17 protein-coding genes are annotated in these 16,064 nt (G+C 64.8%); 10 read left to right on the top strand and 7 right to left on the bottom strand.

What is annotated here, in order from left to right; all coding sequences use genetic code 11:
- Positions 1–67: 67 nt before the first annotated feature.
- The 5 genes from HUI96_RS04780 to lpdA all read left to right on the top strand — a co-directional run bounded on the left by HUI96_RS04780 (position 68) and on the right by lpdA (position 7,215).
- A complete protein-coding gene (locus HUI96_RS04780; RefSeq protein WP_188253502.1) occupies positions 68–3,055 on the top strand; it encodes a 2-oxoglutarate dehydrogenase E1 component in 2,988 nt (995 codons plus the stop codon).
- Positions 3,056–3,077: 22 nt separating this feature from the next.
- Entirely contained in the window at positions 3,078–4,358 is a 1,281-nt protein-coding gene (odhB, locus tag HUI96_RS04775) for a 2-oxoglutarate dehydrogenase complex dihydrolipoyllysine-residue succinyltransferase (RefSeq protein ID WP_188253501.1), read from the top strand.
- Positions 4,359–4,444: 86 nt separating this feature from the next.
- On the top strand, positions 4,445–4,849 hold the full coding sequence (locus tag HUI96_RS04770) for an MAPEG family protein (protein ID WP_188253500.1): 405 nt from the start codon (positions 4,445–4,447) through the stop codon (positions 4,847–4,849).
- 177 nt (positions 4,850–5,026) lie between these two features.
- Positions 5,027–5,785 carry an SDR family oxidoreductase gene (locus HUI96_RS04765; RefSeq protein WP_188253499.1) on the top strand — a complete coding sequence of 253 codons (759 nt, stop codon included), beginning with the start codon at positions 5,027–5,029 and terminating at the stop codon, positions 5,783–5,785.
- 23 nt (positions 5,786–5,808) lie between these two features.
- Positions 5,809–7,215 carry a dihydrolipoyl dehydrogenase gene (gene lpdA / locus HUI96_RS04760; protein WP_188253498.1) on the top strand — a complete coding sequence of 469 codons (1,407 nt, stop codon included), beginning with the start codon at positions 5,809–5,811 and terminating at the stop codon, positions 7,213–7,215.
- Positions 7,216–7,279: 64 nt separating this feature from the next.
- Here the strand turns inward: lpdA and HUI96_RS04755 are convergent, their stop codons facing one another.
- The 4 genes from HUI96_RS04755 to HUI96_RS04740 all read right to left on the bottom strand — a co-directional run bounded on the left by HUI96_RS04755 (position 7,280) and on the right by HUI96_RS04740 (position 10,290).
- Positions 7,280–7,741 carry a hypothetical protein gene (locus HUI96_RS04755; RefSeq protein WP_188253497.1) on the bottom strand — a complete coding sequence of 154 codons (462 nt, stop codon included), beginning with the start codon at positions 7,739–7,741 and terminating at the stop codon, positions 7,280–7,282.
- 165 nt (positions 7,742–7,906) lie between these two features.
- A complete protein-coding gene (locus HUI96_RS04750; protein WP_188253496.1) occupies positions 7,907–8,122 on the bottom strand; it encodes a hypothetical protein in 216 nt (71 codons plus the stop codon).
- An 86-nt stretch (positions 8,123–8,208) separates the two neighbouring features.
- Positions 8,209–9,279 carry a TraB/GumN family protein gene (locus HUI96_RS04745; RefSeq protein ID WP_188253495.1) on the bottom strand — a complete coding sequence of 357 codons (1,071 nt, stop codon included), beginning with the start codon at positions 9,277–9,279 and terminating at the stop codon, positions 8,209–8,211.
- Between the two features lie 72 nt (positions 9,280–9,351).
- Complete coding sequence (locus tag HUI96_RS04740) at positions 9,352–10,290, bottom strand: tyrosine recombinase XerC (protein ID WP_337917954.1); 939 nt, start codon at positions 10,288–10,290, stop codon at positions 9,352–9,354.
- A gap of 132 nt (positions 10,291–10,422) precedes the next feature.
- Between HUI96_RS04740 and rimM the strand changes: the two genes are divergently transcribed.
- Complete coding sequence (gene rimM, locus HUI96_RS04735) at positions 10,423–11,001, top strand: ribosome maturation factor RimM (protein WP_425299201.1); 579 nt, start codon at positions 10,423–10,425, stop codon at positions 10,999–11,001.
- Positions 10,998–11,702 (top strand): tRNA (guanosine(37)-N1)-methyltransferase TrmD, encoded by a 705-nt coding sequence (gene trmD / locus HUI96_RS04730; RefSeq protein WP_188253493.1) that lies wholly within the window; start codon positions 10,998–11,000, stop codon positions 11,700–11,702. The genes rimM and trmD overlap by 4 nt, the downstream gene beginning before the upstream one ends.
- On the opposite strand, the gene HUI96_RS04725 is transcribed toward trmD, so the two are convergent.
- Positions 11,684–12,436: a sulfite exporter TauE/SafE family protein gene (locus tag HUI96_RS04725; RefSeq protein WP_188253492.1), complete on the bottom strand. Its 753-nt coding sequence runs from the start codon at positions 12,434–12,436 to the stop codon at positions 11,684–11,686. The two genes, trmD and HUI96_RS04725, sit on opposite strands and share 19 nt — an antisense overlap.
- A 380-nt stretch (positions 12,437–12,816) precedes the next feature.
- Here HUI96_RS04725 and rplS point away from each other — a divergent pair, with 380 nt between their 5' ends.
- From rplS to HUI96_RS04710, 3 genes are all read left to right on the top strand, one after another.
- Entirely contained in the window at positions 12,817–13,299 is a 483-nt protein-coding gene (gene rplS / locus HUI96_RS04720; RefSeq protein ID WP_188253491.1) for a 50S ribosomal protein L19, read from the top strand.
- Positions 13,300–13,465: 166 nt separating this feature from the next.
- Positions 13,466–13,861 carry a DUF6152 family protein gene (locus HUI96_RS04715; RefSeq protein WP_188253490.1) on the top strand — a complete coding sequence of 132 codons (396 nt, stop codon included), beginning with the start codon at positions 13,466–13,468 and terminating at the stop codon, positions 13,859–13,861.
- Positions 13,862–13,868: 7 nt separating this feature from the next.
- Positions 13,869–14,336: a DUF6644 family protein gene (locus HUI96_RS04710; protein ID WP_188253489.1), complete on the top strand. Its 468-nt coding sequence runs from the start codon at positions 13,869–13,871 to the stop codon at positions 14,334–14,336.
- Positions 14,337–14,447: 111 nt separating this feature from the next.
- Here the strand turns inward: HUI96_RS04710 and HUI96_RS04705 are convergent, their stop codons facing one another.
- The gene (locus tag HUI96_RS04705) at positions 14,448–14,801 is read right to left on the bottom strand and encodes a DUF1428 domain-containing protein (RefSeq protein ID WP_188253488.1); all 354 of its coding nucleotides are present in this window, start codon (positions 14,799–14,801) and stop codon (positions 14,448–14,450) included.
- An 89-nt stretch (positions 14,802–14,890) separates the two neighbouring features.
- Positions 14,891–16,003: a 3-isopropylmalate dehydrogenase gene (gene leuB / locus HUI96_RS04700; protein ID WP_188253487.1), complete on the bottom strand. Its 1,113-nt coding sequence runs from the start codon at positions 16,001–16,003 to the stop codon at positions 14,891–14,893.
- Positions 16,004–16,064: the final 61 nt, after the last annotated feature.

The raw sequence follows: 16,064 nt of genomic DNA, 5'->3' as shown, positions 1-16,064 counted from the left end.
GACTGACGACCGACGATCAACAGCTGACGAATACAAGGGGCGGGGCAACAGGCTCCGGCAAGGATAGATGTCACGGCAAGACAAGGCCAACGACCAGTTCTCGGTCACTTCCTTCCTCTACGGTGGCAATGCCGACTATATCGAGTCGCTCTACGCCGCGTATCAGGATGATCCGCACTCGGTTTCAGCCGAATGGCGCGAATTCTTCGGCGGCCTGAACGACGATGCGGGTGACGTGCGCCGCAACGCCGAGGGCGCCTCCTGGACGAAGCCGGGTTGGCCGATCGCCGTCAACGGCGAACTGGTTTCCGCCCTCGACGGCGACTGGCCGGCGGTCGAAAGGCGCATCGAAACGAGGGTGAAGGAAAAGGCTGTCGCGGAAGGCAAGGCGGTGTCCGGCCCCGACGTGGTCAGCGCCACCCGCGATTCCGTACGAGCCATCATGATGATCCGCGCCTACCGTATGCGCGGTCACCTTCATGCCCATCTCGACCCGCTCGGCCTGGCAAAGCCCATCGAGGACTATGACGAGTTGTCCCCCATCGCCTACGGCTTCACCGAGGCGGACTACGATCGGCCGATCTTCATCGACAACGTTCTGGGGCTTGAATACGCTACCGTCCGGCAGATGCTGGAGATCCTGACCAGGACCTATTGCTCGACGCTGGGCGTCGAATTCATGCACATCTCCGACCCGGCCGAGAAGGCCTGGATCCAGGAGCGCATCGAAGGACCTGACAAAGGCATCGCCTTCACCCCCCAGGGCAAGAAGGCGATCCTGCAGAGGCTCGTCGAATCCGAAGGCTTCGAACAGTTCATCGACGTCAAGTACAAAGGCACCAAGCGCTTCGGCCTGGACGGCGGCGAGTCGCTGATCCCCGCCCTGGAGCAGATCATCAAGCGGGGCGGCTCGCTGGGCATGAAGGAGATCGTGCTCGGCATGGCCCACCGCGGCCGCCTCAACGTGCTTTCGCAGGTGATGGCCAAGCCGCACCGCGCCATCTTCCATGAGTTCAAGGGCGGCTCGTACGCGCCCGACGACGTGGAGGGCTCGGGCGACGTGAAGTACCATCTCGGCGCCTCGTCGGACCGCGAGTTCGACGGCAACAAGGTGCATCTGTCACTGACGGCGAACCCCTCGCATCTCGAGATCGTCGACCCGGTTGTTATGGGCAAGGCCCGCGCCAAGCAGGACCATCTCTATGGCCGCAGCCGCGAGGAGATCGTGCCGCTGGAGGAGCGCGCGAAGGTTCTGCCGCTGCTCATTCACGGCGACGCCGCGTTTGCCGGCCAGGGCGTCGTGGCGGAGTGCTTCGGTCTCTCCGGCCTGCGCGGGCATCGCGTCGCCGGCTCGCTGCACTTCATCATCAACAACCAGATCGGCTTCACCACCAATCCGCGCTACTCGCGCTCCTCGCCCTATCCCTCCGACGTGGCGAAGATGATCGAGGCGCCGATCTTCCATGTGAACGGCGACGATCCGGAAGCCGTGGTCTATGCCGCCAAGATCGCGACCGAGTTCCGCATGCGGTTCCACAAGCCGGTCGTGATCGACATGTTCTGCTACCGCCGGTTCGGGCACAACGAAGGCGACGAGCCGGCGTTCACCCAGCCGATCATGTACCGTACCATCCGCAACCACAAGACGACGACGCAGCTCTACGCCGACAAGCTGATCGGTGAAGGCCTCGTGACCGAGGGCGAGGTCGACAAGATGAGGGCTGACTGGCGTGCCCGGCTCGAGGCTGAGTTCGAGGCCGGTCAATCGTACAAGCCGAACAAGGCCGACTGGCTTGACGGCGTCTGGTCCGGCCTGCGCACGGCCGACAATCAGGACGAGCAGCGGCGTGGCAAGACCGCAGTGCCGCTGAAGACGCTCAAGGATATCGGGCGCAAGCTCACCGAAATTCCAAAGGATTTCGAGGCGCACCGCACCATCGCGCGCTTCCTCGATACCCGCCGCAAGATGATCGAGTCCGGCGAAGGCATCGACTGGTCGACGGCCGAGGCGCTCGCCTTCGGCGCGACTCTCGTCGAAGGCCATCCGGTCCGACTGTCAGGTCAGGATTCCGAGCGCGGCACCTTCTCGCAGCGCCATTCGGTGCTCTACGATCAGCGCGACGAGACCCGCTACATCCCGCTGAACAATCTTTCGGCCGCACAGGCCGGCTACGAGGTCATCAACTCGATGCTCTCGGAAGAGGCGGTATTGGGCTACGAATACGGCTACAGCCTGGCTGAGCCGCGCGCTCTGACGCTGTGGGAAGCACAGTTCGGCGACTTCGCCAACGGCGCCCAGGTGGTGTTCGACCAATTCATCTCCTCGGGCGAACGCAAGTGGCTGAGGATGTCCGGCCTGGTGTGCCTGCTGCCGCACGGCTACGAGGGTCAGGGTCCGGAGCATTCGTCCGCGCGTCTGGAGCGCTTCCTGCAGCTCTGCGCCGAAGACAACATGCAGGTTGCCAACGTCACCACGCCGGCGAACTACTTCCACATCCTGCGCCGACAGTTGAAGCGCGACTTCCGCAAGCCGCTGATCCTGATGACGCCGAAGTCGCTGCTGCGCCACAAGCGGGCCGTCTCGACGCTGTCGGAGATGGCCGGCGAAAGCTCGTTCCACCGCCTGTTGTGGGACGACGCGCAGATGCTGCCCAACCAGCAGGTCAAGCTCGTCAAGGATTCGAAGATCCGCAGGGTCGTGCTGTGCTCGGGCAAGGTCTACTACGACCTCTACGAAGAGCGCGAGAAGCGGGGCATCAACGACGTCTATCTGCTCCGTGTGGAGCAGCTTTACCCCTTCCCGGCCAAGGCGCTCATCACCGAACTGTCACGCTTCCGCAACGCGGAGATGGTCTGGTGCCAGGAAGAGCCGAAGAACATGGGCGCATGGTCTTTCATCGACCCGTATCTGGAATGGGTGCTGGCGCACATCGACGCCAAGCACCAGCGCGTGCGCTATACCGGCCGGCCGGCCGCTGCATCGCCCGCCACCGGCTTGATGTCGAAGCACCAGGCGCAACTCCAGGCATTCCTCGACGACGCGCTCGGCGAATAATCAGCATCATAGGGCAGGAAACATGGCCAGTGAAATCCGCGTCCCCACGCTCGGCGAGTCGGTCACCGAAGCAACCATCGGCAAGTGGTTCAAGAAGGTCGGCGACCCGATTGTCGCCGATGAGCCGCTGGTGGAACTCGAGACCGACAAGGTAACCATCGAGGTCCCCGCGCCGGCTGCCGGAACGCTCTCCGAGATTGCCGCCGCGGATGGCGAAACCGTGGGGGTTGGAGCCCTGCTCGGGACCATTTCGGACGGCGCAGCCGCCGGAAAGTCCCAGAAAGCCAGTTCGGTGGCCCAGGCCGCCGGGGCATCCGGCGCGAGCACGGTCAAGGAAGCGCAAGCCAAGACCGCCGCCCTTGCCGGCGATGTCGGCCCCATCACCGAGCGGGAAATGTCCCCGGCACCCTCCGCGGCGAAGCTTCTCGCCGAGAGCAACATTTCCGTCGATCAGGTGCAGGGCTCCGGCAAGCGCGGACAGGTGCTGAAGGGCGACGTGCTGGAGGTGATCGCCAGGGGCGCGCCTTCCCAGCCTTCCGAGGCTCCGGCGCCCTCGGCTCCTGCCCCGCAGATCGCTCGCGCTCCCTCGCCCGCCGAGGACGAGGTGCGCGAGGAGCGGGTGCGCATGACCAAGCTGCGGCAGACGATCGCCCGGCGGCTGAAGGATGCGCAGCACACGGCCGCCATGCTCACCACCTTCAACGAGGTGGACATGAAGGCGGTGATGGACCTGCGTTCCAAGTACAAGGACGTCTTCGAGAAGAAGCACGGCGTGAAGCTCGGCTTCATGGGCTTCTTCACCAAGGCGGTGACGCATGCGCTGAAGGAAATCCCGGCGGTGAACGCCGAGATCGACGGCACCGACATCATCTACAAGAACTACGCCCACATCGGCGTGGCGGTCGGTACCGAGAAGGGCCTCGTCGTGCCGGTGGTGCGTGATGCCGACCGCATGTCGATCGCCGAGATCGAGAAGGAGATCGGCCGCCTCGGCCTCGCCGCACGTGACGGCAAGCTCTCCGTGGCCGACATGCAGGGCGGCACGTTCACAATCTCGAACGGCGGCGTCTACGGCTCGCTGATGTCGACGCCCATCCTCAACGCGCCGCAGTCGGGTATCCTCGGGATGCACAAGATCCAGGAGCGCCCGGTTGTCGTCGGCGGCGAGATCGTCATCCGGCCGATGATGTACCTGGCGCTCTCCTACGACCACCGCATCGTCGACGGCAAGGAAGCGGTCACCTTCCTGGTGCGGGTCAAGGAAAGCCTGGAGGATCCGGAAAGGCTGGTTCTGGACCTGTAAGGAAGCGAGCCCGGGAGGGGATGAGCCCGTAATGCCTGAGCCTATGACATCGCGTCCGTCCGGACGATCTTCGTCAGAGGTCTGACATGGAAGCGGTGACGGCCTCGACCGAGATCGTCGTCCTCGCCTGTAGCGTGGTTCTCCTGCTCGTGCAGGTCGTGCTGCAGGCCGTCTCCACCTACGATCTCGGTCCGAAATATCTGCTCGGGCCGCGAGACGAGCGACGCCAATCCCCCAACTTGATCGCGGGCCGCCTGGAGCGGGCGCTTAGGAACCTTCTGGAAACCTATCCGGCCTTCGTCGCTCTTGCCCTCGCGCTGGTGGTCACGGGCGACACGGGCGGCATCGGCGCGGCCGGAGCCTGGGTCTGGCTGGCCGCCCGCGTCGTTTACCTGGTCCTTTACGCCGCCGGCGTGCCCGTGCTGCGCACGCTGACTTGGCTGGTCTCGGTAGCCGGTCTCCTGATGATGCTGTTCAGGTTGATCGCGTGAACTTCCTGCGCGTCTCGAGACCTGCGCCGGCCAGGGCTGCGGGAGCGGCGACCGCCGAGCTTGCGGCGATGCCCACCGCCGCCCAGGCCCCTGCCCCATTGAACACTACTGCGAAGCGAGATCCGGCGCGCTGCAGCACGCGCGGTGAGACGTCTTTTCGATCACAGGATGCCAGCAATGAGCCTCACCGAACGTAAGACGCTTCTGGTCACCGGAGGTTCGCGCAACATCGGCGCCGCGACCTGCCTCATGGCAGCGAAAAAGGGCTGGCGCGTCGCGGTGAACTACACCGCCAACGAGGAAGCAGCGAACAGCATCGTCGCTGCAATTGTTGCCGCCGGAGGCGATGCGTTCGCCATCCGCGGCGACATCGGCAGCGAGGCCGAGATCCTCGCCATGTTCAAGGCAGTCGACGAGCGCTTCGGGCGCCTTGACGGGCTGGTCAACAATGCCGGGGTGGTCGACCAGAAAGCCCGTGTCGACGAGATGAGCGTGGAACGCCTGGAGCGGATGATGCGCATCAACGTGGTCGGCACGATCCTGTGCGCCCGGGAGGCGATCCGGCGCATGTCGACGCGTCATGGCGGCAAGGGTGGCGCGATCGTCAACGTCTCGTCGGTCGCCGCGGAACTCGGCTCGGCGGGAGAATATGTCGACTACGCTGCCTCCAAGGGCGCGGTCGACTCCTTCACGATCGGCCTGGCGCGCGAGGTCGCCGAGGAAGGAGTCCGCGTCAACGGGGTGCGGCCCGGCACGATCGATACCGAAATCCATGCATCCGGCGGCCAGCCCGACCGGGCCGGGCGAGTGGCGCCGGCAATTCCGATGAAGCGGCCGGGCAAGGCGGAGGAGATCGCCGGGGCGATCCTCTGGCTTTTGTCCGACGAGGCATCCTATGCCACGGGCACAATCGTAACAGTGAGCGGCGGCCGCTAGCCGCAGAGGAAGAGGACGGATTGATGGCTTATGACGTCGTGGTGATCGGCAGCGGTCCGGGGGGCTATGTCTGTGCGATCAAGGCCGCGCAACTCGGCCTGAAGGTTGCGGTGGTGGAGAAGCGCGCGACCTATGGCGGGACCTGCCTGAACGTCGGGTGCATCCCATCCAAGGCTCTGCTGCACGCGTCCGAGATGTTCGCGGAGGTCGGCCATGGAGTGAGCGCGCTGGGCGTCGAGGTCGACAAGCCGAAGCTCAATCTCGCGAAGATGATGGAGCACAAGGACACCACCGTCGCCGCCAACGTGAACGGCGTGGCCTTCCTATTCAAGAAGAACAAGATCGACGGAATCCGCGGAACGGGCCGGATCGTCTCGGCCGGCAAGGTATCCGTGGCTACCGAGAACGGTGGCAGCCAGGAACTCGAGACCAAGGCGATCGTCATCGCCACCGGCTCCGACGTCGCTGGCATTCCCGGCGTGAAGGTCAACTTCGACGAAAAGGTCATCATTTCCTCGGACGGCGCGATCGCGCTCGACAAGGTGCCGGAGCGGCTCGTGGTGGTCGGTGGCGGTGTGATCGGCCTCGAACTCGGTTCGGTCTGGAGCAGGCTAGGCGCGAAGGTCACCGTGGTCGAATATCTGGACGCCATCCTGGGCGGCATGGACGGCGAGGTGGCGAAGCAGTTCGGCCGGATGCTGGGCAAGCAGGGTTTCGACATCAGGCTCGGCGCCAAGGTCACGGGCGTCGAGAAGACGGGGAAAGGCGCGAGTGTCACGTTTGAGCCGGTCAAGGGCGGCGAAGCGCAAAGCGTCGAGGCCGATGTGGTGCTCATCGCCACCGGGCGTCGCCCTTATACGGATGGGCTGGGGCTTGCCGAGGCCGGCGTCGAGCTGGACGAACGTGGCCGGGTGAATACGGACGGCCACTTCCGGACCAATGTGCCCGGCATCTATGCCATCGGCGACGTGATTGCCGGCCCGATGCTGGCGCACAAGGCCGAGGACGAGGGCGTCGCCGTTGCCGAGATCCTCGCCGGCCAGGCAGGCCACGTGAACTACGACGTTATCCCGAGCGTCGTCTATACGAGCCCGGAAATCGCCTCCGTCGGCAAGACCGAAGATGACCTGAAGAAGGCAGGCATCGAATACAAGGTCGGCAAGTTCCCGTTCACCGCGAACGGACGCGCACGCGCGATGCTGCACACGGATGGCTTCGTGAAGATCCTCGCAGACAAGACGACGGACAAGGTGCTGGGGGTCCACATCGTCGGCTTCGGCGCCGGGGAGATGATCCACGAGGCGGCGGTGCTGATGGAATTCGGCGGCTCGGCCGAGGATCTGGCGCGGACCTGTCACGCGCACCCGACGATGTCGGAAGCGGTCAAGGAAGCCGCGCTGGCGACCTTCTTCAAGCCGATCCACATCTGACGAGGCCCCCAAACGGAAACGGCCCGCCGAAGCGGGCCGCCCGTCCTGGGAGACGAACTTTAGATTACTGGGCCGGAGCCGGATTCGCTGGAGCGGTCTCGGCCGGAGCCGTCGACTCGGGAGCCGGAGCAGCCGGCGTCGAAGCATCGGGCGAGGCCGGCGCGGTCGCTTCCGGAGCGGCAGGGGCCGTGGCCTCCGGAGCAGCCGGCGTGGTGGCGGCCGGAGCGGTCGCATCAGCACCGCCGGTCGCCGGCTCGGTCGTCACCGGCTGGTCGGTCGTCGCGGGGGTGTTGTCGGTTGCCGGCGCGAAGATGAAGTAGGCGATCACGGCCAGAACGAGAACGACGGCTGCGATCAGTACGCCGCTTCCGCCACGGCGCTCGGCGACAACGTTGCGGTTGACGACCCGTGGATCGTCGGTGTTTGCCGGGTTCAGTCGAGCATCGACGGGATCCGTGCCAAGCGGCGGAACCGGATTGATCGGATCGTCGAGACGTGGATCCCGCATACGTTCAGGGTTGGCCATGTTAGTCCTCCATGCGCTTCAATGGAGGCTGAACGCACAAAATCCGATTCGGTTTCAAATCCGGCCGTCAGGAACGGATTCGTGTCGCGAATGACTTCTCCGCCGGGTGCCACAACTGTGACACCCGCCGTCCAAGATCTTGTGAAAACCCCTCAGTAAGCGCGGCTATTTCGCGCTTTCCTTTACCGCCTGTTCGTTGGAATTATCCTGAACAAGCACTGGCTGAGACTGTGCCGCCGTCGCGCTCTGTTCCGTGACGCTTGCAACGGTGCTCTGATCGACAGTCGCCTTGGTGGTATGAATATGCGTCTTCGATTCGCAGGCCTGTGCGCTCGAGATGGCAAGCCCGAGACCGGCGGCAATCACCAACAGCTTGATCATGCACGTCCTCCTTCCCTGCGTAGTGGGCAGGCCGAGGTTAGCAAAGATCGCCCGGACGACAAATCACGCTTTGCGTGAAGGAGCGCTCAGTGGGCAACGGGCGAGACGGTATAGCCGTCTTTGCGGAGCAACGAGACGATGCCGTCGGAACCCGGAAGATGCAGGGCGCCGACGGCTATGAAGGCATTGCCTTCATCCAGGATCGGGCGCGCACGCTCGACCATCGTCTTGTTGCGCGCCGTGAGCATGGCTTCCTCGAAGGCCGCATATCCGGCCTCATCGTCGGCACCCGCGGGCAGCGCCCCGCGCAGCAGCGGCCAGATCATGCCGGTGTCGCCACGCAGGTAGAGCACCACCATGGTCTCCACCACGTCTTCCATGCGGTCGCCGAGCTTCAGGGTCTCGACGAGGCCCTTGAGATGGAAATCCATTGGCAGGGAGGCCATGGCGCCGAGTTGGTCCGCGACGGTCTCCAGGCCCATGAGGACCTTGCCGCTGGCCTGGCCGTCCTGGGCGAGCTTGACGTCGAGCACAGGCGCCCCGGCAGCCTTGCGCTGAAGCTCGCAGGCGGGCAGCGCCACCATGGCGGCAATGATCCACGGCTTCATCTTGGCCACGCTGAGATGCGGTATGCCGCGTGCATCAAGTGCCTTGTTGACGATCTCCGCTTCGTCCGGCGGCAGCAGCGAGGTCAGCGTGGTGTCGTCGGTGAACATCATCAGTTCGGGCGTCTTCGCCAGCGCCGCCATCATCTTGGCCTGGTCGAGGACGTCGGTCGTTTCGATGACGACCGTCTTCGACTGATCGAAGGCGGATTTGGCATCGGGTGGCAGGCTGGTGACCCGCGGGTCGGTGACGTGCATGGTACCAAACAGGTAGGACGGCCCGACCCCCTGCTTCTCAATCTTCCACAATATGCCCGAACCGTTTTCGGTCTTCGCCGCCGCCGACTTTATCTCCTCATAGAGTGCCGGGTCATCGTGCTGGAGACCGGAGATCAGATCCTTGCCGGCGCAGGCGATCGTCTCGGCCCGCACCTGCGATGCAGCGAAGACCAGCGAGAAGAGGAAGGCGAGGAAGAAAAGCAGCCGTAAGGCCGCAAGCAGATGCAGCAGTGGCGCGGCGCCGCGTTCGGCGATGGCGACAACCCGTTTCATGGAGACCGGATTAGCCTGAAAACACGGCGAAACTGTTAAGCTCCAACTGAAAAGGCGGTGCATCCGAACCGATCAGGCCCGCGGATGTGCCGCATCGTAGATTTCGAGCAGGCGCGCCGTATCGACACCAGTATAGACCTGCGTGGTGGAAAGACTGCTGTGCCCCAACAGTTCCTGGATGACGCGTAGGTCGCCGCCCCGCCCCAACAGATGCGTCGCGAAGGAGTGGCGAAGTGCGTGTGGGGTAGCGGTGTCCGGCAGGTTGAGGGCGCTGCGCATCTTCCGCATCGCCCGCTGGATGATGGCGGGGTTGAGCGGCCCTCCCCGGGCGCCGCGGAACAACAGCCCGTCCGGATCAAGGTGGTAGGGGCAGAGCCGCCGGTATTCCGCCACCGCCTCCAGCGCTACCGGCAGGACCGGGACAAGCCTCGTCTTGCCGCCTTTGCCGGTGACCCTGAGCACGCTTTCGTCCGACCCTAGGAGCACCGAGGCCGGGAGGCCGAGCGCCTCGGAAATGCGCAGACCCGATCCATAGAGCAGGGTCAGCACCGCGGCGTCGCGCGCTGCCGCCCATGGCTCCTCCGCGAGTTGTTCATCGACGGAGACGACCCTGCGGGCATCCAGCGCCGTCAACGGCTTCGGCAGGGACTTCGGCTGCCTGGGCGCCCGCAGTGCGGTTGCCCCCGCTGCATTCACGAGGCCCTTTCGTTCAAGATACCGCAGCAGCGAGCGCACGCCGGCGAGGCCTCGTCCGAGCGTACGCGCCCCTGCCCCGCCATTGCGTCGCGAAGCGAGGAAGGCGCGCAGGTCCGCCGGGCGCAGGCTGGCAATGTCGCTGATGCCGACAGGACCGCCGCAATGGCCGGTGAGGAACTGCAGGAATTGCCTGGTGTCGCGCTCATAGGCATCGACGGTCAGCGGCGACATCCGCCGCTCCTTGCCCAGCATCTTCAGCCAGCTTTCGCGCGCCGCCTGCAGGTCCGGCTTGGCGGCGATGAGGAACTCCTGCACGGCGATTCTCCCGGAAAGCACCAATGCTGGCGCGCGAGAAGTTAGCACGCGGTGAACGCGCGCTCGTTGAAACTCTACGCCGCCGGCGTTAGAGCGGGCGCCATGGAGCAAAGCTTGAAGAACCCGGTCCAGATGGCGGTGATCGGCGCCGCGCACGGCATTCACGGCGAGGTGCGGGTGAAAACCTTCACCGAGGATCCGCTCGCGCTCGGCGAATACGGTCCGGTGAAAGCGCTAGATGGCCGCTCCTTCGAAATCCTCGACATCAGGCCGGCGGGGGACATGGTCGTCGTCCGCTTCAAGGGCGTGAGCGACCGCAATGCTGCCGAGGCGCTGAACGGCACGGCTCTCTACGTCGATCGCTCGGCCCTGCCCGACGACACCGAAGAAGGCGAGTTCTACCATGCCGACCTGATCGGGCTCGAGATTCGCGGCGTTAGCGGCGAGGTGATCGGCAAGGTGACCGCCGTCCAGAATTTCGGCGGCGGCGATCTTCTCGAGATCACGCACCGTAACAAGAAGGGCGTCCTAATCCCTTTCAGCGAGGCTGCCGTGCCCCTGGTCGATGTCGCGGGCGGGTTCATCGCAATCGATGAGATGGCCGCGGGCCTTATCGATATGGAAGAGAACGGATCTCCCGAGCTATCGGGATCGGCCTCCGAAACGGACCGCCGCCCACGCGGCCCGAAGAACGCTGGAGAAAACCGGTGACTTTTCGCGCCAGCGTTCTCACGCTCTACCCGGAGATGTTTCCGGGCCCGCTCGGCCTCTCGCTGGCGGGTCGCGGGCTGTCGGAAGGGGCGTGGTCGCTGGAGATGGTGCAGATCAGGGACTTTGCGCTCGACAAACACCGCAGCGTCGACGACACGCCAGCCGGCGGCGGGGCGGGTATGGTCATGCGCGCCGACGTGCTCGCGCGCGCCGTCGATCATGGATCACCCGCCGGAGACCCGAGGCCTCGCCTGCTGATGAGCCCGCGCGGAAAACCGCTGACCCAGGCGCGCGTGCGCGAACTCGCCGCCGGTCCCGGTGCGGTAATCCTCTGCGGCCGGTTCGAGGGCATCGACCAGCGTCTGATCGAGTCCCGCGGCTTCGAGGAAATCTCGGTCGGCGACTACATCCTGTCGGGCGGGGAACCGGCGGCCATCGTGCTGCTCGATGCGATCGTGCGGCTGCTTCCCGGCGTCATGGGCAACGCGCAGTCCGGCGAAGAGGAGAGTTTCGAGCACGGCCTGCTCGAACATCCCCACTACACGCGCCCGCAGGAGTTCGAGGGCATGCCGATCCCCGACGTACTGACCTCGGGCAACCATGCGAAAATTTCCGCATGGCGGCGCGAGCAGGCGGAGAGGCTGACGAGAGAGCGGCGGCCGGATCTGCTTTCGGGCCGCACTCAGCCTGTCACGAAATAATAGGCGGCAAGCAATAGCCCCACCGCGATCACGATGCCGCGCATGACGGCCTGCGGCACGCGCCGCGCCGCCCACACGCCGGCGTAGCCGCCGAGCGCCACCGCGGGGATCATCACCAGCGCTTCGGGCCAAGCGACCACGCCGCCCGAAACGAAGACCAGGATCGCGACGGCCGCGATGACCACTGCGAGCATGTTCTTCAGCGCATTGAGCCGGTGATAGTCTCCGGATTGCGTAAGCCCGAGGCTGGCCAGCATCATCACACCCATGCCGGCCCCGAAGAAGCCGCCATAGATCGCGGTCAGGAACTGCGCGACCGAACTCGCGAGGGAGTTGACCTTTGCCGCCTCGCCCGGCCGTGGCTTCGGTTTGAGCCATGGACCGGCGGCGAATAGCGCAGTTGCGGCGATCAGCAGCCACGGCACCATGGCGCGGAAGGACGGATTGTCGAGCGCAAGCAGGATGAGCGCGCCGGCAAGCGCGCCGACCGCGGAGAGCGCGGCAAGCACAAGCGCCTCACGCCAGAAGGTTTTGATGTCGCGCCAGTAGGCGTGCGTGGAGGTCACATAGCCGGGAAATTGTACGATCGACGAGGTGGCATTGGCGGAGATTGGCGGCACCCCGGCCAGCGTCATGGCGCCAAAGGTGAGGAACGTGCCACCGCCCGCGACCGCATTGATCGCGCCCCCGCCGAAGCCCGCGACTGCAAGGAGCAGGATTTCGGCAATTTGCATTTCGAGGGACCGCCCTGATGCTGAATGAATGGTCGTCGGGTCTACGGGCAGAGCCACCGTGGCGCAAGCCGCCGGATCGAGCTTAAGGATATGCCAGGCTTTCAGTCTTGCTCGAGAAGGTGGAGAAGCCTCGACTGTCTCGCGCGGCGCTTCCTGCGAGGGTCGACGCCTCGGCCAATCCGCGCTCTTAGGGAGTGACAAGCCGGTCGTTTTGGTGTATCGCGCGGACGCTACCGGAAGGATGACCGACCGGGCCCGTCATAAGGACGGTGAACTCGCCCCTGCTTCTCTTTCCGAGAGACGGCATAGCTGAGCGGCCATCGGCTGCAAGGCAAGAGTCGGGCGCTCTGGCTGTCGAGAAGCAAGAAGAGGTTACTGAGATGGACATCATCCGTCAGCTCGAGGCCGAGCAGGCCGCCAAGATCGAAGCCAAGCGCAAGCTCCCGGAATTCCAGCCGGGCGACACCGTGCGCGTCCAGGTGCGCGTCACCGAAGGCAGCCGTACCCGCCTGCAGGCCTATGAGGGCGTGGTCATCGCGCGTTCCGGCTCCGGCTTCCAGGAGAACTTCACGGTTCGCAAGATTTCCTACGGCGAGGGCGTGGAGCGCGTCTTCCCGATCTATTCCCCCGCCGTTGAGGCGGTCGAGATCGTCCGCCGCGGCAAGGTCCGCCGCGCCAAGCTCTATTACCTGCGCGACCGCCGCGGCAAGTCGGCCCGCATCTCCGAGAACACCGGCGTGCGCGCCCGCAAGCTGAACGACGCCGAGCGCGAAGCCGCGAATGCCGAGAAGGCGCGTCTCGAGGCCGAGAAGATCGCTGCCGCTCAGGCGCTCGCCGCCGAGAAGAAGGACGCGGCGGAATAAGCTCCGGCATTCATCGAAACGAGAAAAGGCGGCCGCTGTGCCGCCTTTTTTGCGTCTGGACTGCGGCCAGGTGTTTGACCGATATTGACCGTGCTCAATGCACGCGTCCGCCGGACGCACATGCTGTTGGGATCAGTGGGCCTGCAGCACCTCCGAGGAGGAGCCGATGAGGAAATCAGCTCGTGGAAATTGGCTGGCCGGACTCGTGGCCGCGGCTCTGTTTGCACTTGGACCGGCTTTGCCGGCAATGGCTCATCACGGCTGGTCCTGGACCGAGGAACAGAGCTCGCAGATCGAAGGCACGATCCGCAGCATCGATATGGGCAACCCCCATGTGACGCTGGATGTCGAGGTGAAAGGTGCAATCTGGCGGGTGGAGCTTGCCCCTCCTTCGGCGACCATCCGCGCCGGCTTCACCGAGGACTCGGCCAAGGCCGGGGACAAGGTCATCGCGATCGGCAATCGCTCGCGAGACAAGTCGGAAAACCGCATGAAGGCAGTGCGCATCATCGTGAACGGCAAGACGTTCGACGTCTATCCGGACCGGATACCGCCGGTCTGAGCCCGCCGTGGAGTTCCTGGCAGCCCTAGAACACACCGGCTTGGTCCGGCTGCTCAAGGGGTCGTTCTATGTCTATCCGATCGTCAACGCCCTGCACGTCGCGGCAATAGGCGCCTTGTTCACCTCTGTCTTGCTGATGGATCTGCGCCTGCTCGGAGCTCTGAAGCTGGTAGCCGGTGAACCCTTCCTGGCCCTCATGCGGCGGGTCGCTCTTCTCGCTTTCCTAGGCGCCGTGATCACGGGTCTTGCGCTCTTCTCGGTGCGGGCGACGGAATATGCCGCCATGCCCATCTTCCTCGCCAAGATGGGTCTCATCGTGCTCGCCGGGCTGAACTTCCTGCTGTTCCTGTGGCTCGCCCGCAAGAGGCCCGCGGACAAGGCGCCCTCCCCCGCCCAGCAGGCATCGGCGTTGGTCTCGATGTTGCTGTGGACCTCCGTGCTTCTGGCCGGCCGCTTCATAGGGTTCGTGGCATAGAGCCAAGACCCACTTGCGTCCGTCGCAGAAGCACGCCGACTGCTGGGACCCCGGCCCTGAAGGCGTGTCAGTCCCGCAGCATTGCGTCGTGTGGAGCCGGCCGGAAGCGGCTCAAAGCTCGAGGAACGGCTGGAAGCCTCCAAAGATCATGCGCTTGCCGTCGAAGGGCATGGTCTCCCAGTCCGACTTCAAACGCGGGTCGGCCATGACCTTGGCGTTGACGGCATCCCTGTGCGCGCGTGACTCATAGACGATCCAGGAGAAGACGACGACCTCGTTCTCCTTGGCCTGGACCGCGCGCGGGAACGAGGTCAGTTCGCCATAGGGCACGTCGTCGGCCAGGCATTCGACATAGGCCAGCGCGCCGTGTTCCTTCCAGACTTCGCCACCCAATTGCGCCATCTTGCGATAGGCGTCGAGATTGTTCTTCGGAACTGCCAGCACAAATCCGTCGACATAGGACATTCGGTTCCTCCTTCGTGGGTAAGCCCCAAGGACGAAGGAGGAAACAGCAATCCGACAGCGGAGGGAAGATTATTTCGCTGGCGAGACCATCAAGCCGACAAGGCGCGGAACTTCGCGATGACGGCGTCGCCCATCGCTGTGGTACCGACCTGGGTCATGCCTTCGGACATGATGTCGGCCGTCCGCAGGCCATCGTCGAGCACGCCGGAGATCGCGGCCTCCAGCCGGTCGGCTTCCGCCGTCATTCCGAACGAATAGCGCAGGCACATGGCGAAGGAGGCGATCATCGCGATCGGGTTGCCGATGCCCTTGCCGGCGATGTCAGGCGCTGAGCCGTGCACCGGCTCGTAGAGCGCCTTGCGCTTGCCGGTCCTGGCATCCGGCGCGCCGAGCGAGGCCGACGGCAGCATGCCGAGCGAGCCGGTCAGCATGGCGGCGACGTCGGAAAGCATGTCGCCGAACAGGTTGTCGGTGACGATCACATCGAACTGCTTCGGCCAGCGCACCAGCTGCATCCCGCCCGCGTCGGCCAGCATGTGGTCGAGCTTCACGTCGGCATACTTCGCCTTCTGGGTCTGGGTGACCACCTCGTTCCACAGCACGCCAGACTTCATCACGTTGCGCTTCTCCATCGAAGTGACGTGATTCTTGCGCGTACGGGCGAGTTCAAAGGCGACCGAGGAGATGCGCTCGATCTCGAAGGTGTCGTAGACCTGGGTGTCGATGCCGCGCTTCTGACCGTTGCCGAGATCGATGATCTCCTTGGGCTCGCCGAAATAGACGCCGCCGGTGAGCTCGCGCACAATCAGGATGTCGAGACCCTCGACAACCTCCGGCTTGAGCGAGGACGACTGGGCGAGAGCCGGATAGCAGATGGCGGGCCTCAGATTGGCGAAGAGCGCCAGATCCTTGCGCAGGCGCAGCAGCCCCGCCTCAGGCCGCACCTCGTAGGGAACATGGTCCCACTTCGGTCCGCCGACCGCACCGAACAGCACTGCGTCCGCGGCGAGCGCCTTGGCCATATCCTCTTCGGAGATGGCCTCGCCGTGGGCATTGTAGGCCGAGCCGCCGACCAGTCCGCGCTCGGTCTCGAAGCCCGCGCCATAGTCGGCGTTCATGACCGCGATCAGCTTCTCGACCTCGGCCATCGCCTCCGGACCGATGCCGTCGCCGGGGAGCAGGAGGAGTGTCTTCGAAGCCATGTCGCGATGTTCCTGAACGTTTGGAAAGCTGGAGCCTTGCTAGCCCCGGAGCCTCGCCTGC

The organism is Pseudaminobacter soli (ex Zhang et al. 2022) (assembly GCF_014595955.1).
Classification (GTDB): Bacteria; Pseudomonadota; Alphaproteobacteria; order Rhizobiales; family Rhizobiaceae; genus Kumtagia; species Kumtagia pseudosoli.
This window is presented reverse-complemented; position numbering and strand designations above follow the sequence as displayed.